Source organism: Halomonas sp. B23F22_10 (assembly GCF_043496975.1).
In the GTDB taxonomy this organism is placed as follows: domain Bacteria; phylum Pseudomonadota; class Gammaproteobacteria; order Pseudomonadales; family Halomonadaceae; genus Halomonas; species Halomonas smyrnensis.
On sequence record NZ_JBIEKF010000002.1, the window covers coordinates 351,383 to 370,427 of the forward strand.

18 protein-coding genes are annotated in these 19,045 nt (G+C 69.9%); 3 read left to right on the forward strand and 15 right to left on the reverse strand.

The window, feature by feature from the left end; translation table 11 throughout:
• Window positions 1-5 precede the first annotated feature (5 nt).
• Genes plsX through ACGTNF_RS05725 form a run of 3 tightly spaced genes read right to left on the reverse strand, consistent with a single transcriptional unit; the run spans window position 6 to window position 1,913 of the window.
• The gene (gene plsX / locus ACGTNF_RS05715; RefSeq protein ID WP_016854356.1) at window positions 6-1,130 is read right to left on the reverse strand and encodes a phosphate acyltransferase PlsX; all 1,125 of its coding nucleotides are present in this window, start codon (window positions 1,128-1,130) and stop codon (window positions 6-8) included.
• 45 nt (window positions 1,131-1,175) lie between these two features.
• Window positions 1,176-1,349: a 50S ribosomal protein L32 gene (rpmF, locus tag ACGTNF_RS05720; protein WP_016854357.1), complete on the reverse strand. Its 174-nt coding sequence runs from the start codon at window positions 1,347-1,349 to the stop codon at window positions 1,176-1,178.
• Window positions 1,350-1,382: 33 nt separating this feature from the next.
• On the reverse strand, window positions 1,383-1,913 hold the full coding sequence (locus ACGTNF_RS05725; protein ID WP_394600874.1) for a YceD family protein: 531 nt from the start codon (window positions 1,911-1,913) through the stop codon (window positions 1,383-1,385).
• Between the two features lie 115 nt (window positions 1,914-2,028).
• Here ACGTNF_RS05725 and ACGTNF_RS05730 point away from each other — a divergent pair, with 115 nt between their 5' ends.
• Window positions 2,029-2,616, forward strand: coding sequence for a Maf family protein (locus ACGTNF_RS05730; protein ID WP_394600875.1), 588 nt, complete (start codon window positions 2,029-2,031; stop codon window positions 2,614-2,616).
• 103 nt (window positions 2,617-2,719) lie between these two features.
• On the opposite strand, the gene sppA is transcribed toward ACGTNF_RS05730, so the two are convergent.
• Genes sppA through ACGTNF_RS05745 form a run of 3 tightly spaced genes read right to left on the reverse strand, consistent with a single transcriptional unit; the run spans window position 2,720 to window position 5,455 of the window.
• Window positions 2,720-3,808 carry a signal peptide peptidase SppA gene (gene sppA, locus ACGTNF_RS05735; RefSeq protein ID WP_394600876.1) on the reverse strand — a complete coding sequence of 363 codons (1,089 nt, stop codon included), beginning with the start codon at window positions 3,806-3,808 and terminating at the stop codon, window positions 2,720-2,722.
• Window positions 3,809-3,844: 36 nt separating this feature from the next.
• Window positions 3,845-4,495, reverse strand: coding sequence for an HAD family hydrolase (locus tag ACGTNF_RS05740; RefSeq protein WP_394600877.1), 651 nt, complete (start codon window positions 4,493-4,495; stop codon window positions 3,845-3,847).
• A gap of 12 nt (window positions 4,496-4,507) precedes the next feature.
• Window positions 4,508-5,455 (reverse strand): RluA family pseudouridine synthase, encoded by a 948-nt coding sequence (locus ACGTNF_RS05745; protein WP_394600878.1) that lies wholly within the window; start codon window positions 5,453-5,455, stop codon window positions 4,508-4,510.
• 565 nt (window positions 5,456-6,020) lie between these two features.
• Here ACGTNF_RS05745 and rne point away from each other — a divergent pair.
• The gene (rne, locus tag ACGTNF_RS05750; RefSeq protein WP_394600879.1) at window positions 6,021-9,545 is read left to right on the forward strand and encodes a ribonuclease E; all 3,525 of its coding nucleotides are present in this window, start codon (window positions 6,021-6,023) and stop codon (window positions 9,543-9,545) included.
• A gap of 94 nt (window positions 9,546-9,639) precedes the next feature.
• Here the strand turns inward: rne and murB are convergent, their stop codons facing one another.
• From murB to ACGTNF_RS05795, 9 genes are read right to left on the reverse strand one after another with little or no spacing between them, the layout of a single operon-like run.
• Window positions 9,640-10,656 (reverse strand): UDP-N-acetylmuramate dehydrogenase, encoded by a 1,017-nt coding sequence (gene murB, locus ACGTNF_RS05755; RefSeq protein ID WP_394600880.1) that lies wholly within the window; start codon window positions 10,654-10,656, stop codon window positions 9,640-9,642.
• Entirely contained in the window at window positions 10,653-11,129 is a 477-nt protein-coding gene (locus ACGTNF_RS05760; protein ID WP_394600881.1) for a low molecular weight protein-tyrosine-phosphatase, read from the reverse strand. The genes murB and ACGTNF_RS05760 overlap by 4 nt, the downstream gene beginning before the upstream one ends.
• The gene (kdsB, locus tag ACGTNF_RS05765; protein ID WP_394600882.1) at window positions 11,126-11,917 is read right to left on the reverse strand and encodes a 3-deoxy-manno-octulosonate cytidylyltransferase; all 792 of its coding nucleotides are present in this window, start codon (window positions 11,915-11,917) and stop codon (window positions 11,126-11,128) included. Before kdsB ends, ACGTNF_RS05760 begins: the two co-directional genes overlap by 4 nt.
• A 9-nt stretch (window positions 11,918-11,926) precedes the next feature.
• Complete coding sequence (locus ACGTNF_RS05770; RefSeq protein ID WP_016854367.1) at window positions 11,927-12,130, reverse strand: Trm112 family protein; 204 nt, start codon at window positions 12,128-12,130, stop codon at window positions 11,927-11,929.
• Between the two features lie 56 nt (window positions 12,131-12,186).
• Window positions 12,187-13,185 (reverse strand): tetraacyldisaccharide 4'-kinase, encoded by a 999-nt coding sequence (gene lpxK, locus ACGTNF_RS05775; RefSeq protein ID WP_394600883.1) that lies wholly within the window; start codon window positions 13,183-13,185, stop codon window positions 12,187-12,189.
• Window positions 13,182-14,927, reverse strand: coding sequence for a lipid A export permease/ATP-binding protein MsbA (gene msbA, locus ACGTNF_RS05780; RefSeq protein ID WP_394600884.1), 1,746 nt, complete (start codon window positions 14,925-14,927; stop codon window positions 13,182-13,184). The genes lpxK and msbA overlap by 4 nt, the downstream gene beginning before the upstream one ends.
• Window positions 14,924-15,346 (reverse strand): ExbD/TolR family protein, encoded by a 423-nt coding sequence (locus ACGTNF_RS05785; RefSeq protein ID WP_016854370.1) that lies wholly within the window; start codon window positions 15,344-15,346, stop codon window positions 14,924-14,926. The genes msbA and ACGTNF_RS05785 overlap by 4 nt, the downstream gene beginning before the upstream one ends.
• On the reverse strand, window positions 15,343-16,041 hold the full coding sequence (locus ACGTNF_RS05790) for a MotA/TolQ/ExbB proton channel family protein (RefSeq protein ID WP_394600885.1): 699 nt from the start codon (window positions 16,039-16,041) through the stop codon (window positions 15,343-15,345). The genes ACGTNF_RS05785 and ACGTNF_RS05790 overlap by 4 nt, the downstream gene beginning before the upstream one ends.
• A gap of 4 nt (window positions 16,042-16,045) precedes the next feature.
• The gene (locus ACGTNF_RS05795) at window positions 16,046-18,379 is read right to left on the reverse strand and encodes a DNA internalization-related competence protein ComEC/Rec2 (protein ID WP_394600886.1); all 2,334 of its coding nucleotides are present in this window, start codon (window positions 18,377-18,379) and stop codon (window positions 16,046-16,048) included.
• 129 nt (window positions 18,380-18,508) lie between these two features.
• On the opposite strand from ACGTNF_RS05795, the gene ACGTNF_RS05800 reads away from it, so the two are divergent.
• Entirely contained in the window at window positions 18,509-19,045 is a 537-nt protein-coding gene (locus ACGTNF_RS05800) for a DUF2062 domain-containing protein (RefSeq protein ID WP_016854373.1), read from the forward strand.

Here is a 19,045-nt window from a genome sequence, read left to right on the forward strand (position 1 = left end):
GTCGATCACCTTTGCACTTGTTGACGGTTCCCGGCCCCGCCACTGTCCGTGGCGGCGGAGCCGGAAGTCCTGGATCCGCTGTCGGCTCGGTCACCGGAAGTGGCCGAATCGACGACAGACCGTCGAAGACGAAGCTCGTCGGCCAGCCGCTCGGGCAGGCCATGCTGTACTTCCTGCGCCGCACGAGCCACGGCGTAGTGGAAACCGGCGGCGTCGGCGCCGCCATGACTCTTGATGACGATGCCGTTCAGGCCCAGAAGACTGGCGCCATTGTAGCGCACCGGATCCAGCTCACGGCGCAGGCGCGCCAGCGCGGGACGTGCCAGCGCGCCCACCAGGCGGCTGGTCCAGTGCGCCTCGAAGGTCGCCTGGACCCGACGCACCAGCATCTTCGCCAGCCCTTCGCTGGCCTTGAGCACGGCATTGCCGACGAAGCCGTCGCACACGACCACGTCGGCCTCGCCGGCGAAGATGCCGTCGCCCTCGACGAAGCCCACGTAGTCGAGGTCGTCGCGCTCGCGCAGCAGCTCATCGGCCCGCTGCACGCTCGCCGTGCCCTTGGTGCCCTCGACGCCGACGTTGAGCAGCGCCACCCGCGGACGCGCAAGACCGTCCACGTGGCGCGCCATGACGTCTCCCATCAGCGCGAAGTCGAGCAGCCGCTCGGCCTCGACATCGACGTTGGCGCCGAGGTCGAGCAGATAGCAGCGCCCCTCGCGGTCAACGGGAATCGCCGTGCTGATCGCCGGTCGTGCTACGCCGGCAACGGTACCGAGCGCACGCCGCGACAGCGCCATCAGCGCACCGGTATTGCCGGCGCTGACACCGGCCTGCACCTCACCGCGGGCCAGACAGGCCAGCATGGCCGCCATGCTGGAGTCCCGGCCCCGGCGCAGCGCCTCGGCCGGGCGCTGATCCTGACGAATCTCGCCGGGCGCATTCTCGATGCTCAGATGCGACGACGCCGCGGCGAGAGGCCGCGGCAGCCGGGAGAGCTCTTCTTCCAGCCGGGCGGCAGGGCCGAACAACCGGATATCGAGCTCGGGATCGGCCATGACGGCGCTGGCGGCGCCTGCCACGGTGGCGCGGGGACCGAGATCCCCGCCCATGGCATCGACGGCAATCCGCATGTCAGCGGGCGTCAGGCGTCATGACGATCGGTAGGACGCGTCGCTTCAGGCGTCGACGACCTTGCGACCCTTGTAGAAGCCGTCCGGAGAGACGTGGTGACGCAGGTGCGTGGTACCGGTCTCCTTGTCCTGGGACAGCGCCTTGTTGTCAGCCAGGGCGTCGTGGCTGCGACGCATGCCGCGCTTGGAACGGGTCTTGCGGTTCTGTTGAACTGCCATGAGATATCACTCCAGAGTGAATCGATGAGGTAATCAGGTTTTGCCTTTGAGCTGCTTGAGCACCTCAAAGGGATTCTCCGCGGGCGAGTCCGAGACGGACTCGGCGCTCTCCCCACTGCTCAGCTGGTCGCGCGAGACCGTACAGTCGGCCTCGTCGTGGTAAACCACCTGGGGCAGACTGAGGATCAGCTCGTCCTCGATCATCGCCAGCAGGTTCAGCTGTTCGTCTTCCACCAGCACCGGTTCATGGGTGCTCGGCAGAGAGGCCGCCAGGGCGTCGCTGGAGACCATTCCCAGCAGGAACTCGCTCTCGACCGGCTGCGGCATGGGCGAGAGGCAGCGCCGACACAGCAGCTGCAGCTCGGCCGTCAGACGACCGCGGATTTCTCGACGCCCCTGGGCGTCGATGGCGAAGTCCAGCCATACCTCGGCATCACCGTCTTGCACACCGGCTTCATCGGCGAGACGGGGCATATCGCCCAGCGCCACCAGGCCTTCGAGATGTTCGGCATGCGCGGCGAGCTTGTAAGGCTCGACCCTGCCAGGGAGTCTTGAGGTCAACATAGGCGCGCAATGATAGGCACTCCCCTCCCCCCTGTCAAAGCCCGCACGCTTCGGGGTTACAATGCCCACCCGTTGCGGCAGAGACCGCCCCACCGTGTCACACGAGGAGCCCACCATGCCACGCCTGGTACTCGCCTCGAGCTCGCGCTTTCGCCGCCAGCTGCTCGACCGACTGGAACTTCCGTACGCCTGGGAAAGCCCGGACATCGACGAGACGCCCCGCCCCGGCGAAACGCCCCGCGCGCTGGTGCATCGCCTGTCGCTGGCCAAGGCCGAGCGGCTGGCCGACGACTGGCCTGACCATCTGATCATCGGCTCCGATCAGGTCGCGGTCTTCGACGGCGAGGCACTGGGCAAGCCCGCCGACGAGACCGCCGCACGCGCCCAGCTGGCCCGTTTTTCGGGCCATCGGGTGAGCTTCCTGACCGGACTGGCGCTGATCGATACCCGCCATGCCAGCCACCGGGTCTGCCACGAACGCTACGACGTGGTGTTCCGCCAGCTCGGCGACAGCGAGATCGCCCACTATGTCGAGCAAGAGCGCCCGCTGGACAGCGCCGGCAGTTTCCGCATGGAAGGTCTCGGCATCACCCTGTTCGAGCGCCTCGAGGGAGACGACCCCAACGCCCTGATCGGACTGCCGCTGATTCGCCTCTGCCAGCTGCTGCGCGAGGCAGGCATGGACCCGCTGAGCAGCGGCTAGGCGCGCTTCAACGCCAACCGCCCCGGGCCGAGGCCACGGGGCGGCAGATGACGGCGATGCGCCAAGGCAGACGCGCTACCGGAGCGCGAGCCCGAACACGGGACTAGGGCGCGAGCTGATAGCGCAGCGGCGAGGCCGCCTGCGGCACGCCCACCCACTCGGCGGCAACCCGACCGAAGCGCCGCGCCAGACGCTCGAACGGATCCAGCTGCGGCGTGTAGTCCTGGGTACGCGGCGTCTCCAGCCGCTGCCGCGCCAGGGTATCGAGGCTGCCCAGCTCATCCACGAGACCCAGCTCCAGCGCCTGCTCCCCGGTCCAGATCAGACCGGTGAACAGCCGCTCATCATCGGCCAGCCGATCACCGCGCCCGGCCTTCACGTCATCGATGAACTGGCGATGGGTGGTGGCCAGCACCTGCTGCCAGAAGTCGCGCTGCTGCGGGGAGATATCCGAGAACGGGTCGAGGAAGGCCTTGTTCTCACCGGCGGTGAACACCCGACGCTCGACGCCGAGGCGCTCGAGCGCCTCCTCGAAGCCGAAACCGGCATTGATCACTCCGATCGACCCCACCAGGCTGGCCGGCGCGGCGACGATCTCGTCGGCGGCCGAGGCAATATAGTAGGCGCCGCTGGCGCCGATATCCTCGACCACGGCGATGATCGGCTTGTCGCCCTGCTCGCGCAGGCGCATCAGCTCGTCATAGATGCGCTGCGACTGCACCGGACTGCCGCCGGGACTGTCGATGTGAAGCACCACCGCCTCGGCATCCGGCGCCTTCCAGGCCCGCTGCACGCCTTCGATGACGCGCTCGGCGCCGGCCCGGGAATCGCCGTCGATCACGCCCTCCACCTCGACGATCCCCAGGTGCGGCCCGGCCGGATCGGTCGCCCCCGGCACCACGAAGAGCCCATAGAGGGTGGTACTCAGCGAGGCCAGGATCAGGAAGGCGAACAGGAAGCGGAAGAACAGCTTCCAGCGCCGCGAGCGACGCTGCTCGGCCAGCACGCCGTCGATCCAGCGATCGAGCATGTCCTGTTGGGCAAGGCGCTGACGCTCGCGCAGCGTCTCGGCATCGTCATCCCTCTCCTGCGGCGCCTGTCCCACGCCCTCGCGGCGCCGGCGGGCCTCCCGGGCCTGGTCGGCGCTGAGTTCGGGACCTCGGGTCCAGTCGTCGCGTCGATCGTCGTCCATAACGTCGCCTCCTTGTCGCTCGAGGAAAATCCGTGATCAGGCGCGCAGCCAGTCGACCAGCTCGGGAAAGCCGTGGGCGGTGAAGGCCGGGCGGCTCAACGCCAGGCGCTCCGGCGCGTGAACGCCGTAGGTCACGGCGACACGATCCATGCCCAGCGCCCGCGCCATCTCCAGATCATACTCGGTGTCGCCGATCATCACCGCCTCCTCGACCGGCACGCCGAGCTCCTCGAGGAGCTCCTCGAGCATGCGCGGGTGCGGCTTGGAGAGCGTCTCGTCGGCGGTGCGACTGGCATGGAACCAGTGGCCGCAGTCGCTCTCGCGGAAGATGCGATCGAGCCCGCGGCGACTCTTGCCGGTGGCCACCGCCAGACGACTGGCATCATCGGTGCGCAGCCGCGACAGCCCCTCGGCCACGCCGGGATAGAAGGCCATCGGCGTCACGTCGCCTTCCACGAAATGATAGGCATAGCGCTGACGCAGGGCCTCGGCCTGCTCGGGACCGATCCCCGGGCACAGCCTGGCGATGGCCTCGGGCAGCCCCAGGCCGATGATGTCGCGAACCGCCTCCTCGGACAGCTCGCCCCAGCCGACGTCACGCCCGGCCGCCTGCATGCAGGCGACGATGCGCTCGAGCGAATCCATCAGGGTGCCGTCCCAGTCGAAGATCATCAGTCGGTAACGCATGTGGGCTCCGGATCAGCGGGCATTGCGGGCGCTTCCCAGCACGCCGTCGAGGGTCTCGCCGAGCGGCGCGCGGATCTTCACCGGCTTGCCGCTGGTCGGCTCGGGAAAGGTGAGAGATGCCGCATGCAGGAACAGCCGCGACAGCCCCAGCTGGGCGGCGATGCGCCCGCCCTCGCGGGTGCCGTACTTGTCGTCGCCGAGCAGCGGATGGCCGGCGTGGGCGGCGTGCACGCGAATCTGGTGGGTGCGGCCGGTGATCGGCTCGGCCTCGACCAGGGTGGCCCGGGCGAAGGCCTCGCGTACCGCGAAACGGGTGCGCGCCACCTTGCCGCCGCTGTCGACCCGCACCCGCCGTTCGCCGTTGCCGGCGTCGAAGCGATCCAGGCGGGCGCTGACGAAGTCGCGCCGCGCCGGCCAGCGGCCGGCCACCAGCGCCAGATACTGCTTGCTCATCTCGTGGCGCTTGAGCGACTCGTTGAGACTCAGGAGCGCCGGGCGCGACTTGGCCAGCAGCAGGCAGCCGGAGGTATCGCGATCGAGCCGATGCACCAGCTCGAGGAAATCCAGGTCCTCGCGCACCTGACGTAGCGCCTCGATCAGGCCGATCTTGACGCCGCTGCCGCCGTGCACGGGCAGCCCGGAGGGCTTGTTGAGCACCATCCAGTCTCGCCCCTCCAGCAGCACGCTGCCGGCCAGCAGATTGCGCAGGTTGTCGCTGACCTCGCGCACCGCCTCGCGCGGCGCGAGCTTGAGCGGCGGGATGCGGACCACGTCGCCCAGGGCCAGGCGGGTATCGGCCTTGACGCGCTTCTTGTTCACCCGCACCTCGCCCTTGCGCACGATGCGGTAGATGAGCGCCCGAGGCGCGCCCTTGATGCGCGTAATCAGGAAATTGTCGACCCGCTGACCCACCTGGCCCTCGGTCACTTCCACCCACTGAACCTCGCGACCATCGGTCATCCCGCTCTCCACTTGCCACCGTCGTAAAAGACGCATTCTACCGCACTGTGCGCCGTCCTGCCGCCAATTGCTGGGCACCCCCTTTACTGTTATATTGCCGAGGCGTTCCAATGGACAGAACCGTCCGCTTGGCGCCTGCACGACAGACACGCAGGCCGGAACGACGAAATCAGGCCGCGACGACGCTCCCGCATGAGGTCCCGCCGCCGACAGTAAAGCGATACAACGCCACGCCCGCCCCGCCCCGCTCCCGACGAGCAGGCGGCGACCACGGGATACGTATAACACCGTGCCGGAGGCCGGCGTTGGCGAATCGATGAATGCCAGGTGTTGGCGGTGACCGCAGGACCGGATGGGCAACGAGACCCGCCGAGAACATGTCCTGCCTCCGCCCCGTACTCAACATGATCCTGCCGTGCCGGCCCGCCACCGCTATCAGGCCCCGACACGGCCGGGCGCAGTTCCGCTTCCGCGACATGCGCTGAGCACAAGCACGCAGCACCCAGCGGTTCGCCTTCGTCATTGCCCATGGGCGCCCACCGGCGCGTCCATTTTGCGAGACGACATGAAACGGATGCTCATCAACGCGACCCAGCCCGAAGAGCTGCGCGTCGCCCTGGTCGATGGACAACGCCTGTACGATCTGGACATCGAATCCGGTGCCAGGGAACAGAAGAAAGCCAACATCTATCGCGGCAAGATCACCCGCGTGGAACCCTCTCTCGAAGCCGCCTTCGTCGACTTCGGTGCCGAACGGCACGGCTTCCTGCCGCTCAAGGAAGTCTCCCGCGAATACTTCCTCAAGGACCCCTCCGGCCGCCCCAGCATCAAGGAAGTGCTCAAGGAAGGCCAGGAAGTCATCGTCCAGGTCGACAAGGAAGAACGTGGCAACAAGGGCGCGGCCCTGACCACCTTCATCAGCCTGGCCGGCCGCTTCCTGGTACTGATGCCCAACAACCCCCGCGCCGGCGGCATCTCGCGCCGCATCGAGGGCGAGGAACGCGCTCAGCTCAAGGAGGCCATGAGCCACCTGACCGTGCCCGACAAGATGGGCCTGATCGTGCGCACCGCCGGCATCGGCCGCAATCCCGAGGAACTGCAGTGGGACCTCGACTACCTGACCCAGGTCTGGGAGTCGATCACCGAGGAAGCCGGCAAGCGCGCCGCGCCCTTCCTGATCTACCGCGAGTCCAACGTCATCATCCGCGCCATGCGCGACTACCTGCGCCAGGACATCGGCGAGGTGCTGATCGACAGCGAGCAGGTGCACCAGGAAGCGCTGGGCTTCATCCGCCAGGTGATGCCCTCCTACCAGCAGAAGATCAAGCGCTACGCCGATGAGGTGCCGCTGTTCTCGCGCTTCCAGATCGAATCCCAGATCGAGACCGCCTACGAGCGCGAGGTCAAGCTGCCCTCCGGCGGCTCGATCGTCATCGACCACACCGAGGCGCTGGTCTCCATCGACATCAACTCGGCGCGCGCCACCCGCGGCAGCGACATCGAGGAGACGGCGCTGCAGACCAACCTCGAGGCTGCCGACGAGATCGCCCGCCAGCTGCGATTGCGCGACATCGGTGGCCTGGTGGTCATCGACTTCATCGACATGTCGCCGGCGCGCAATCAGCGCGAGGTCGAGAACCGGGTGCGCGACGCCCTGAAGATCGACCGTGCCCGGGTGCAGATCGGCCGCATCTCGCGCTTCGGCCTGATGGAAATGTCCCGCCAGCGCCTGCGCCCGTCGCTCGGCGAGACCAGCGGCGTGGTCTGCCCGCGCTGTGACGGCCAGGGCACCATCCGCGACGTGCGCTCCATCTCGCTCTCCATCATGCGCCTGATCGAGGAAGAGGCGATGAAGGAGCGCAGCGCCCAGATCCGCGCCATCCTTCCGGTCCCGGTCGCCACCTACCTGCTCAACGAGAAGCGGGCGATGCTGGCCGACATCGAGCGCCGCCAGGGCGTGCGCGTGGTGCTGCTGCCCAACCCCGAGATGGACACGCCCCACTACGACGTGCAGCGCCTGCGCGACGATCACGTCGACGAGGAAGGCACCTCCCACCTGCCGAGTCACGAGCTGCCCACGGAGACCGAGGTCGGCAAGGAGCCCGAGGCCGCCTTCGGCAAGCCGGTCAAGCGCGACGAGGCCGCGGTGAAGACCGTGGTGCACCACGAGCCCGCTCCCGCCTCCCTGCAGGAAGAGCCCGCGCCCCAGGCCAAGGCCAAGCCTGCCGAGAAGCCGGCACCGCAAAGGCCCGCCCAGAAACCCGCCGCCAAGCCGGCCCCGGCGGCCAAGCCCGCTGCGGCCCCCGCCGCTCGCGAGGGCGTGCTGAGCCGCCTGGTCAAGGGCTTCTCTCGCCTGCTGAGCGGCGAAGAGACCACCCCGTCCAGCCAGCAGCAGCGTCAGTCCGAGGGCAGCGGCCAGCGCCAGGCCGACACCGCCCGCTCAGGCGACCGCGGCCAGCAGCGCGGCGACAGCGGTAAGAGCGCCGACAACCGCTCCGGTAGCGGCAACGGCCGCCAGCGCAACAATCGTCGTGGCGGCCAGCGTCAGGAGCGCGGTGACAATCGCGACGAGTCACGCAGCACCAAGCCGCAGCGCCAGGGTGAGGACAAGGCCCGCGGCGACCGCTCCGAGAAAGGCGAGAAGGCCGACAAGGGCGGCAGCCAGAACCGCGGCGGCCGCGGTCGCAACCAGCGCCAGGACGACGGCCGCCAGCAGGCCGAGGGTCGCAAGCCCCAGGAAGGCAAGCAGGAAAGCAAGGGCCAGGAGCGCAAGGACAAGGACCAGGGCGGTCGCAAGCCCCAAGACACCAAGTCCCAGGACACCAAGCGCCAGAGCGACAAGCCCCAGGACGCCAAGCCCCAGAAGTCCAAGGGCGACGCCGAGGCGGCTGCCACCGGCGAGCAGGCACCGGCCAAGGCCGAGACGAATGGCAAGCCGAAGCGCACCCGCAACAACCCGCGCCAGCGCCGTCGCCAGCAGGCCCTGAACCCGGAGTCCGTGGCCGAACAGCAGCGCCTGCAGGCCGAAGCCGCCAAGGCAGAAGCACAGCCGGAAGAGGCCAAGGCGGAGCAGCCGAAAGCAGAAGAGCCCAAGGTCGAGCAGCCGAAGGCTGAGACCAAGGCCGATGCCAAGGCGGAACAGCCGAAGGCCGAGACCAAGGCTGAAGCGCCCAAGGCCGAGGCCAAGGCGGAGCAGCCGAAGGCCGAACAGCCCAAGGCAGAACAGCCGAAGTCCGACGCCAAGGCCGAGCAGCCGAAGGCCGAGACCAAGGCCGAAGAGCCGAAGGCCGACGCCAAGGCGGAACAGCCGAAGGCCGAGACCAAGGTTGAAGCGCCCAAGGCCGAGGCCAAGGCGGAGCAGCCGAAGGCCGAACAGCCCAAGGCAGAACAGCCGAAGTCCGACGCCAAGGCCGAGCAGCCGAAGGCCGAGACCAAGGCCGAAGCGCCCAAGGCCGACACCAAGGCGGAACAGCCGAAGGCCGAGACCAAGGCTGAAGCGCCCAAGGCCGACGCCAAGGCGGAACAGCCGAAGGCCGAGACCAAGGCTGAAGCGCCCAAGGCCGATGCCAAGGCGGAGCAGCCGAAGGCCGAACAGCCCAAGGCAGAACAGCCGAAGTCCGACGCCAAGGCAGAACAGCCGAAGGCCGAAGAACCCAAGGCCGAGCAGCCGAAGGCGGAGCAGCCGAAGTCCGACGCCAAGGCGGAGCAGCCGAAGGCCGAAGAACCCAAGGCCGAGACCAAGGCCGAAGAGCCGAAGGCCGAAGAACCCAAGGCCGAGCAGCCGAAGGCCGAGTCCAAGGCCAAAGAGCCCAAGGCGGAACAGCCGAAGGCAGAAGCCAAGGCCGAAGAACCGAAGCCCGAGACCAAGGCTGAAGCGCCCAAGGCCGACGCCAAGGCGGAGCAGCCGAAGTCCGAAGAACCCAAAGCCGAGCAGCCGAAGGCCGACGCCAAGGCAGAACAGCCGAAGGCCGAGAGCAAGACGGAAGCGCCGAAGGCCGAGACGCCGCGCCGCCGCCGCGCCCACAACGACCCGCGGGAAATCCGCCGTCGTGAACAGGAGGCCAAGCGCCAGGAAGGCCAGCAAGGCTGATCCCGACGCCCGCCCCTGAACGACAACGCCCGTGGCCATTGGCCACGGGCGTTTTCGTTGACGTCTATCGCAGGCGCCGGAAGCGCCGATGTCCCTATTCTGTCGCCAGGCGCGGCTCGCGCTCCAGCATCACGCCGAAGCGCCGCTCCACCGTCGCGGCGACCCGCGCGGCGAAGGCCAGCAGCCCGGCCGCATCGCCGCCGCCGTGGTGCACCAGCACCAGGGCCTGGCGGTCATGGACACCGAAGGGGCCCTCGCGCCAGCCCTTGAGGCCGCAGCGATCGATCAGCCAGCCGGCGGCCAGCTTGGTCCGGCCATCCTCCAGCGGGAAGCTCGGCATGTCGGGATGCGCCTCGCGCAGCGACGCCGCACACTCCGACGACACCACCGGGTTCTTGAAGAAACTGCCGGCGTTGCCGAGCACCGACGGATCCGGCAGCTTCTCGCGCCGCACCGAACAGACGGCCTCGGCGACCTCCAGCGGCGTGGGCACCTCGCCGACGCGGCCGGCCAGGTCACCGTAGCCCAGGCGCGGCTCGGCCGAGCGCGAGACGCGCAGCACCAGCCGGGTGATCGCCACCCGCCCCGCCAGGGCGCGCTTGAAGACGCTGTCGCGATAGCCGAAAGCGCACTCGTCGGCCCCCAGCACCGCTTCGCGGCCGTCGTCCAGGTGCACCAGATGCACGGCCTCGAGGCGCTCGGCGAGCTCGACGCCGTAGGCGCCGATGTTCTGGATCGGTGCCGCACCGCAGTGCCCGGGAATCAGCGCCAGGTTCTCGAGCCCCCAGAGGCCGCGGGCGGCCAGGGCCATGACCAGCTCGTGCCAGACCACTCCGGCCTCGGCGTGCACCCGCACGCTGCCGTCGCCGACCTCCTCCAACCACCAGTCGTTCATGGCGGTCCGGATGACCAGCCCCGGCTGAAGGGCGGGCAGAATCAGGTTACTGCCCCCACCCAGCACCAGGGTCGGCCAGCCGACGTCCCGGGCCAGCGACAGCGCCTCGCCGAGCTCGGCGACACTTGCCGGGGCGGCGAAGCGCTCGGCACGGCAGGCCAGTCCCAGGGTATTGGCCGCGGTCAGGTCGTGGTCGGCGAGAATGGCCAGGCTCAAGCGCCCTCCTCCAGGCGCCGCCGCACGTCCTCGACGAGGCCGCGGGAGGCCGCCTCGACCAGGTCCAGCACCTGCTCGAAGCCGTCGTCGCCCCCGTAGTAGGGGTCGGGCACGGCGCGATCGGGCAGCCCGGCGAAGGCCAGGAAGAGACCGACGTGAGCGGTACTGTCGGCCGGCCGACGCGCCTCCAGCGCCGCCAGGTTGTCGTGGTCCATGGCCAGCAGATAATCGAAACGCGCGAAGTCGCCGTCATCGAGCTGGCGGGCCCGCAGGCCGGAGAGATCGAGCCCGCGCGAGGCGGCCGCCGCCTGGGCACGCGCGTCGGGCGACTTGCCCACGTGCCAGGGTCCGATGCCACAGGAGTCGACCTCGACCCGACCGGCGAGGCCGACCTCGTCGAGATGGCGGCGGAACATGCCCTCGGCGGTGGGCGAACGGCAGATATTGCCCAGGCAGACGAACAGTACCCTCATCGGCACTCTCCCTTGTCGTCGCGGCCTGCCTCCTGCCCCAGGATCTGGCGCACACGGGCGAGATCCTCGGCGGTGTCCACGCCCGCCGGATGTGGCTCGCGGGAAAGGGCGACCTGGATGGCATGGCCATGGTGCAGCGCGCGAAGCTGCTCGAGCTGTTCGAGCTGCTCCAGCGGCGACGGCGCCCAGTGACGATATTCGTCGAGGAAGCTCGCCCGGTAGGCATAGAGACCGATATGGCGCAGCCAGGCGTCGGTCTCGAGCAGCTCGGGGCGCGCGGCGAAGGCCTCGCGGTCCCAGGGAATCGGCGCACGGGAAAAGTAGAGGGCCCGCCCCGAGAGCGCGCGCACCACCTTGACCACGTTGGGATTGAACAGCGTCTCGACGTCGCCGATCGGCTCGGCCAGCGTCGCGATGGAGGCGCCGGGATCGTCCATCAGGCGCGCCGCCACCTGGTCGATCAGGGTCGCCGGCAGCAGCGGCTCGTCGCCCTGCACGTTGACCAGCACGGCGTCATCGGCGAGGCCCAGCGTATCGGCCACCTCGGCCAGCCGATCGGTGCCGGAGGGATGATCGTCGCGGGTCATCACCACCTCGGCGCCCAGCGGCGTCATGGCGTCACGAATGCGAGCATCGTCGGTGGCGACCACCACCCGGCCGGCGGCGCTGGCCGAGGCCCGGCGCCAGACGTGGGCCACCATCGGCTCGCCGGCGATGTCGAGCAGCGGCTTGCCCGGCAGACGGGTCGACGCGAAACGCGCCGGAATCACGGCGATGAAGTCCTGCATCTTGCCTCCTCAGCCCTCGGCGCCGGTCGACGGCGGCAGCTTCTCGTCCACGTCGATGGCGCGCGCCTCGTCGGGCAGCATCACCGGGATGCCGTCGCGCACGGGATAGGCCAGGCCATCATAGCGGCACACCAGCTCGCCGGCCTCACGATCGAAGGCCAGCTTGCCCTTGCACAGCGGGCAGACCAGCATCGCCAGCAGTTGCTTGTCCATCTCTCACGCCTCCAGGGTCGGTATCGACGGCCGCACGAACGGCGACCGCACGGAATTCACAGGGCCGCCAGGCGCGCATCCAGCCAGGCGACGAAATCGGGGTCGGGCACCGCCTCCACCTCCAGCACCCAGGCATCGTCCGCCGGCAGGTCACGGCACTTCACCGCGTCCTTGGCGGTCATCACCCGCGGGCGCCCGTCGGCGAACGCCAGATCGTCGGCGGTGAAGCGGTGATGGTCGGCGAAGGGGTGGGTCCAGTGGGCGATGCCCAGGCCTTCGAGGGTCTCGAAGAAGCGCGCCGGTCGACCGATGCCGGCCAGGGCATGCACCGGCTCGACGAAGGGCGCCGGTGCCACCGCCCGACGCTCGCCGCCGCCCAGCGGGCGCCAGCCGGCGGGCGTCAGGGTCATGCGGTAGTGATCGTCCAGGCGCTGATCCCGCGGCGCCCCGTTGACCACCACGGCATCCACGCTATCGAGCCGCTCGGCAGGCTCGCGCAGCGGGCCGGCCGGCAGGCAGCGGCGATTGCCGAGCCCGCGATGGCCATCCACCACCACCAGTTCCAGGTCGCGCCCCAGCGGCAGGTGCTGCAGGCCGTCGTCGGCGAGCAGGATGTCGCAGCCTTCCTCCAGCAGCCGCCGGGCGCCTCGCGGGCGATCCGGGTCCACCACCACCGGCACGCCGGTCTGGTCGGCCAGCATGCGCGGCTCGTCGCCGCAGGCCGAGGCCGGGGTATCGGCCTCGACCCGCAGCGGATAGCGATCGGCGCGGCCGCCGTAGCCACGGGACAGGATACCGGGCCGCCAGCCGGCCTCGTCGAGATGGCGTGCCAGCCAGGCCACCAGCGGCGACTTGCCGGTGCCGCCGAGGGTGATGTTACCGACCACGATCACCGGCACCGGGGCCCGCCAGGCCTGGCGTCGTCCCTCGGCGTAGGCCCGCGTGCGGCGCGCGATCAGCCGACGATATAGCGCCTCGAGCGGTCGCAGCGGCCACAGCCAGGCGGCGCCGGCATAGGCCGCCTCGAGCCAGCGCTCGCCGAAGCCGCCGCTCATGCCGTCTCGGCGTCCTGGAACTGCAGGCGATGCAGGGCCGCGTAGGCGCCGTCCCGCGACAGCAGCTCGGCATGGCTGCCCTGCTCGACGATCTCGCCGCCTTCCATCACCAGGATGCGGTCGGCACGCTCGATGGTGGACAGCCGGTGGGCGATGACGAAGGTGGTCCGATCGCGACACACCTCTTCGAGCGCCGCCTGAATGTAGCGCTCGGACTCGGTGTCCAGCGCCGAGGTGGCCTCGTCGAGGATCAGCAGCGGGGCATCCTTGAAGATCGCCCGGGCGATGGCCAGACGCTGGCGCTGGCCACCGGAGAGCATCACCCCGTTCTCGCCGACCACGGTGGCGTAGCCCCCGGGCAGGCGCTCGATGAACTCGTGGGCATGAGCCGCCCGCGCCGCGGCCTCGACCGCCTGCGGGTCGGGGTCGTCGATGCCGTAGGCGATGTTGTCGGCGATGCTGGCGTTGAACAGCGTCACCTGCTGCGAGACCAGGGCAATGCTGCGACGCAGGGGCAGCAGCTTGAAGTCCTCGAGCGACACCCCATCGAGGCAGATCCGTCCCGCGGTGGGCCGGTAAAAGCGCGGCAGCAGCCCCATCAGGGTCGACTTGCCGCTGCCGGAGCGGCCGACGATGGCGATCATCTCGCCGGGCGCCACGTCCAGGTCGATGCCCTTGAGCACCTCCGGCTGGTCGGCACCGTAGGCGAAGCGCACGCCTTCCAGGGTCACGCGCCCCTCGAGCCGACCCGGCTCGCGGGTGCCGTTGTCTTCCTCGGGCGGCACGTCGAGCAGCCCGAACAACTCGCCGGCGGCGGCGATGCCCTTCTGCACCGTGGCGTTGATCTCGGTGAGCTGGCGCACCGGCTTGGCCATCAACGAAGCCGCGGTGATGAAGGCGACGAACTCGCCGGGGGTCATGTCGGACAGCATCGCCGGCGACATGGCGAGCCACACCAGCACCGCCAGCGCCAGCGCCACCATCAGCTGGATCACCGGGGTGCTGGTGGCCTTGGTCAGCGCCTCCTTCATGCTCTGGCGACGATTGACCTCGCTGGCCTCGGCGAAGCGGGCCTGCTCATAGGCTTCGGCACCGTGGGTACGCACCACCCGATAGCCCGACAGCGCCTCGGAGGCCACATGGGTCACGTCGCCCATGGAGCGCTGGATGCGCCTCGAGATCCGGCGGAAACGCTTGCTGGTATAGCTGACCACGCCGCCGATCGGCGGCGTCACGGCCAGGAACAGCAGGGTCAGCATCCAGTTGGTCCACAGCAGGTAGACCACCAGCCCGATCACGAACAGCCCCTCGCGCAGCAGGATGGTGATCGCCTTGGTGCCGGCCCCGGTGACCTGCTCGACGTGGTAGGTGACCCGTGACACCAGATGTCCCGAGGAATGCTCGTCGAAGAAGCGCCCCGGCAGGTGCAGCATGTGATTGAAGACGTCGCAGCGCAGCGCGTGGACCAGGTTGCGGGCCACGTTGCTCATGAAGTAGGTGCCGAGGAAGGTGCCCAGCCCGCGAGCGGCGAACATGCCCACCACGAACAGCGGCAGCATCAGGCGAAAGGCGGCGTCCGGATTCTGGATGCCGTCGATCAGGCGTTTCATCATCTCGGCCAGCGCCGTGCTGGACGCCGCATAGATGGCGTAACCGACGATGGCCAGGGCGAAGGCCTTCCAATGGGGCTTCACATAGCCCAGCAGACGCTTGTAGAGGGTCCAGCCCGAGTGTTCGCTCACGGTGTCTCCGCTTCAGAATGTGTTGCCTTGGCGGTGGCGATACGCACCCGCCGAATGTCCAGTGCGCCGGCGCGGTCGAGCACGCGCACCACGTCGGCGTGGGCGGCGCGACCATCGGCCTCCACCACCAGCCCGCGCTCTCGGGCGCGCGACGCGACGGCCTCGAGTGCCGCTTCCAGCTCGCCGGGCGCCAGGGCCCGCTCGCCCAGGCGATACTCGCCCTCGGGGGTGATCACCACGGTGACCGGCGAGGCCTCGGCGGCGACGCCGGTCACGCTCTCGGGCAGTACCAGCTCCAGCGCCTGGCGGGTCTCGAAGGTGGTCGAGACCATGAAGAAGATCAGCAGCAGGAAGACCACGTCGATCAGTGGGGTCAGATTGACCTCCACCGCCTCGCGCCGCCTGCGCGGCACCCTCATGGGCGCCCTCCCCCCGCCGGCGAACGCTCGTCGGCCGCGCGGGGCCTCGCCTCCGTCGCCGGCTCGTGGCGCTCGTCCAGCGTCAGCTGGCCCTGGTGATGCGCCAGGAACTCGACCACCTGGCCGGCCTGCTCCTCGATGCGCACCGTGATGTCCTCGACCCGCCGCTGGAAGTAGCGGTGGAACATTAGCGCGGGAATCGCCACGGTCAGGCCCGCCGCGGTGGTCACCAAAGCCTGGGAGATGCCGCCGGCCAGCTCCGCGGCACGCTCGCCGCCGTCGCTCGAGACGAGCACCGCGAAGACCTCGATCATGCCCACCACGGTGCCCAGCAGGCCGAGCAGCGGGGTGATCGAGGCGATGGTGCCGAGCGGACTCAGGAAGCGCTCCATGTCATGCACCACCGCGGTGGCCGCCTCCTGAAAACGCGCCCGGACCTGCTCGTGGCCGAGCCGGGCGTTGCGCAGCCCGGCCGCCAGTACGCCACCCAGCGGCGAATGGCTCTCCAGCCAGTAGAGGTTGACCTGGCCACGCGCCGCCAGCGAACAGACCTCCTCGCCGAGCCCCCTCGGGGCAATCCGTCCGGCGCGCAGTGCCCACAGGCGTTCGACGACGATCACCACCGCCACCAGCGAACAGCCAAGCAGCGGCAGCATCAGCCAGCCCCCGGCGATCAGGGCCTCCATCAGGGTCATGGGGTCACCTCCCTCGAGCAGTCACCGGCGCCTCCGGCGTCATTGCAGGCGATTCTAACGCAAGGCACTCGCCTCCGACACCGCCGCGCCACCAGGCCGCCGGGCGCGTGGTCGCGACGCGTGCCATCCCGCCCAGCCACAGGGTCACGGCACCGTCCTCGGCCGTGTTCCACAGAGAGCTGCCGAGGCGCCGGAAGCGACGCACCACAGACGGCGCCGGGTGGCCGAAACGGCCGTCGCGTGCCGCGCTGAAGATCACCTGCCGTGGCCGGACCGCGGCCAGGAAATCGGGGCCGGAGCTGGTCGTGCTGCCGTGATGCCCCGCCACCAGCGCGTCGATGGGGCCATCGATCCGCGTCAGGAGTTCCTGCTCCACCCGAGCGCCGGCATCGCCGGTGATCAGCAGCCGCTGCTGACCCGCGGTGATCAACAGCACGCAGGAGCGGTCGTTGTCGGACAGGCCCACGGCCTCGGCGGGCGGCCACAGCACGCGGAAGCTCACCCCATCGCGGCGCCAGCTCCGCCCTGCCACGCAGGGCTCGGACGTCACCGGCAGCACGCTGCCGGGCGGCGCCAGATAGCGCCCGACCGAATGCTCCTCGATCAGCGCCTCAAGCCCCCCGGCATGATCGCGATCGTCATGGCTGACGATCACATCGTCGAAGCGCTGCCCCTCGGGCCAGAGCGTCGAGAGCGGCATGAAGCCGGAGGGAAAGCGCGGCCCGGTGTCGATCAGCGCCCGGTAGTGGGCGGTGCGCAGGGCCACCAGCTGGCCCTGCCCCACGTCATGGACGCGCACGCGCAGCGCCCCGGGTTCCGGCAGCGACGGCGTCAGCCACAGCGCGCCGCAGGCCAGCAGCGCGGTGCCCGCCAGGCGCAGTCGTTCGGCCAGCCCCGGCAGTGCCCACAGCAGACCGATCAGGATCAGCGCCGTGCCCAGCGCCTCGGCCACGGCCGGCGGCGGCTGCCAGAGGGGCGCCAGGCGCGACGCCATCTCTAGCCCGGCGGCGACGCCCTCGGCAAGCGCGCCGAACAGCCCCCAGGCCATATCGCCCAACGGCGGCACCCAGGCCAGCGCCCAGCCCGCCAGGCCCAGCGGCACCAGTACGCTGCCGACCAGCGGCACGGCCAGCAGATTGACCAGCGGCGCCGCCGGTGCGAGGCGATCGAAGGCCAGCAACACCGCGCCGGCCATCACCGGCGCCAGCAGCAGCTGGCTGCGCACCAGCGCCCACAGCCAGCCGCGCCAGCCCCGCGGGCGGGGACGGCCCTGCCAGATCAGGATCAGCAGCGCCACGGCACCGAAGGACAGCCAGCTGCCGGGGCGCCAGACCGCCAGCGGATCGAGGATCACCACCAGTGCCAGGGCCAGCCACCAGGCCTGCCAGGGCCCCGGCGAATGGCGCCCACTGGCCACCCACAGGCCCACCAGCACCATGATCATGGCCCGCATCGCCGGCGGCTCAAGCCCGGCCAGACAGGCATAGGCCACCGCCGCGGTGCCGGCGATCCACCAGGGCCAGATCGCCATGCGCCAGCGCCCCGACGCGAGAAGACGCGCAGCCCCACGCGCCAGCCACAGCGCGACACCGGCCACCAGGCCGACATGCAGCCCGGAGATGACCATCAGGTGGGTGGTGCCGCTGGCATTGAGCAGATCCCAGTCGTCGTCGCCCAGCCGTTCGCCGGCGCCTAGGGTCAGGGCCGCTAGCCAGCGCGTCGTACGCGGGGCGAGGTCGCGCTCATCGAGCCGGGCGAGCGCCCATCGGCGAACCGAGCCGCCGGCCGCCTCGAGACGCGCCGGCGGCGGCGCCTCGCGCACGTAGCCGGTGGCCTGGATGCCCTCCCGGCGCAGCCAGGCGCGATAGTCGAAGGTATCGGGGTTGGCGAACCCCGCGGGCGGCCTTAGCCGGACGGTCAGCCGCCAGCGCTCGCCCGCGACCATGGCCGGCGCTCGATAGGCGTTGAGACGCACGCGCGACAGCCGATCACAGTCCGGCAGCCCGGGGACCAGAGGACGACAGCCCGCCACCGCCAGCATCAGCCGGGTCAGGCCGGCCTCTCGTGACACGGTCGTCAGGCGCCCCTCCACCGTCAGATCCTGACGACTGAGCCCCCGGGGCAGCTCGCCGCCGCGGCTCCACCACAGCTGGCCGGCCACCAGCGCGATCAGCGACAGCATCAGCAACAGGCGCCAGCGCCGGGCCGCGATAGCCATCAACAGCGCCAGCCCCAGCGCCTGGGACCAGAGGGCCGCATCGCCCTGGTCGACGAGCGCCCCGAGCAGCGTTCCGGTGAGCGCCGCGAGAGCGAGCGGCAGGGCCAACCCGATTACCATGGACATCATCCTGAGCAGGCTGCCCGGCATGGCGTGACGACCCGGCGCCAACGCGTTGAGCAACGCCATGGCGAGGGAGCGGGCTTGTATGGATAATAGCGCGCATATCGAAGCCGCGAGCCCGTCGTCATGCCGCGCCGTCTCCTGCAGCGCTACCTGCCCCATCCCGAGACCCTCAGGCGCCAGCGCTCTCTGCGCTTCTTGAGCCACCTGATCGGCAATCCCTCGCTGTGGATGCTGTCGCGACGCAGCGTGGCCAACGCCTTCTTCGTCGGGCTGTTCTGCGCCCTGCTGCCGATCCCGTGCCAGATGGTCCTTGCCGCCCTGGGCGCCTGGGCGTTACGCGCCAATCTGCCGCTCTCGGTGGGACTGGTGTGGATCACCAATCCGCTGACCATGCCGCTGATCTTCTACGGCAACTACCGACTCGGCGCCTGGCTGCTGGACCTGCCGGCGCGTGCCGCGCCCACGCAGCTATCCACCGAATGGGTTGCCGGGCAGCTGATCGATGCCCTCCCGGCCCTGGCGGCCGGCTCACTGGTGGCGGCCGTCCTGGCGGGCGGGCTGGGCAGCGTGACGATTCGTCTGGCGTGGCGCTGGCAGGTGTCGCGCAGCTGGAAGCGAAGGGCGCGGCGCCGCCGTGACCGGCTGGGCGACCGCGCCTGA

Excerpts from the sequence above, each read along its gene's own strand:
- ACGTNF_RS05760 (WP_394600881.1), bottom strand. The coding sequence starts at position 11,129 with ATGAGGGTACTGTTCGTCTGCCTGGGCAATATCTGCCGTTCGCCCACC.
- ACGTNF_RS05770 (WP_016854367.1), bottom strand. The coding sequence starts at position 12,130 with ATGGACAAGCAACTGCTGGCGATGCTGGTCTGCCCGCTGTGCAAGGGC.
- ACGTNF_RS05785 (WP_016854370.1), bottom strand. The coding sequence starts at position 15,346 with ATGAGGGTGCCGCGCAGGCGGCGCGAGGCGGTGGAGGTCAATCTGACC.
- lpxK (WP_394600883.1), bottom strand. The coding sequence starts at position 13,185 with ATGAGCGGCGGCTTCGGCGAGCGCTGGCTCGAGGCGGCCTATGCCGGC.
- ACGTNF_RS05745 (WP_394600878.1), bottom strand. The coding sequence starts at position 5,455 with ATGACCGATGGTCGCGAGGTTCAGTGGGTGGAAGTGACCGAGGGCCAG.
- ACGTNF_RS05795 (WP_394600886.1), bottom strand. The coding sequence starts at position 18,379 with ATGGTAATCGGGTTGGCCCTGCCGCTCGCTCTCGCGGCGCTCACCGGA.
- sppA (WP_394600876.1), bottom strand. The coding sequence starts at position 3,808 with ATGGACGACGATCGACGCGACGACTGGACCCGAGGTCCCGAACTCAGC.
- ACGTNF_RS05730 (WP_394600875.1), top strand. The coding sequence starts at position 2,029 with ATGCCACGCCTGGTACTCGCCTCGAGCTCGCGCTTTCGCCGCCAGCTG.
- plsX (WP_016854356.1), bottom strand. The coding sequence starts at position 1,130 with ATGCGGATTGCCGTCGATGCCATGGGCGGGGATCTCGGTCCCCGCGCC.
- kdsB (WP_394600882.1), bottom strand. The coding sequence starts at position 11,917 with ATGCAGGACTTCATCGCCGTGATTCCGGCGCGTTTCGCGTCGACCCGT.
- rpmF (WP_016854357.1), bottom strand. The coding sequence starts at position 1,349 with ATGGCAGTTCAACAGAACCGCAAGACCCGTTCCAAGCGCGGCATGCGT.
- ACGTNF_RS05800 (WP_016854373.1), top strand. The coding sequence starts at position 18,509 with ATGCCGCGCCGTCTCCTGCAGCGCTACCTGCCCCATCCCGAGACCCTC.
- rne (WP_394600879.1), top strand. The coding sequence starts at position 6,021 with ATGAAACGGATGCTCATCAACGCGACCCAGCCCGAAGAGCTGCGCGTC.
- ACGTNF_RS05740 (WP_394600877.1), bottom strand. The coding sequence starts at position 4,495 with ATGCGTTACCGACTGATGATCTTCGACTGGGACGGCACCCTGATGGAT.
- ACGTNF_RS05790 (WP_394600885.1), bottom strand. The coding sequence starts at position 16,041 with ATGACCCTGATGGAGGCCCTGATCGCCGGGGGCTGGCTGATGCTGCCG.
- ACGTNF_RS05725 (WP_394600874.1), bottom strand. The coding sequence starts at position 1,913 with ATGTTGACCTCAAGACTCCCTGGCAGGGTCGAGCCTTACAAGCTCGCC.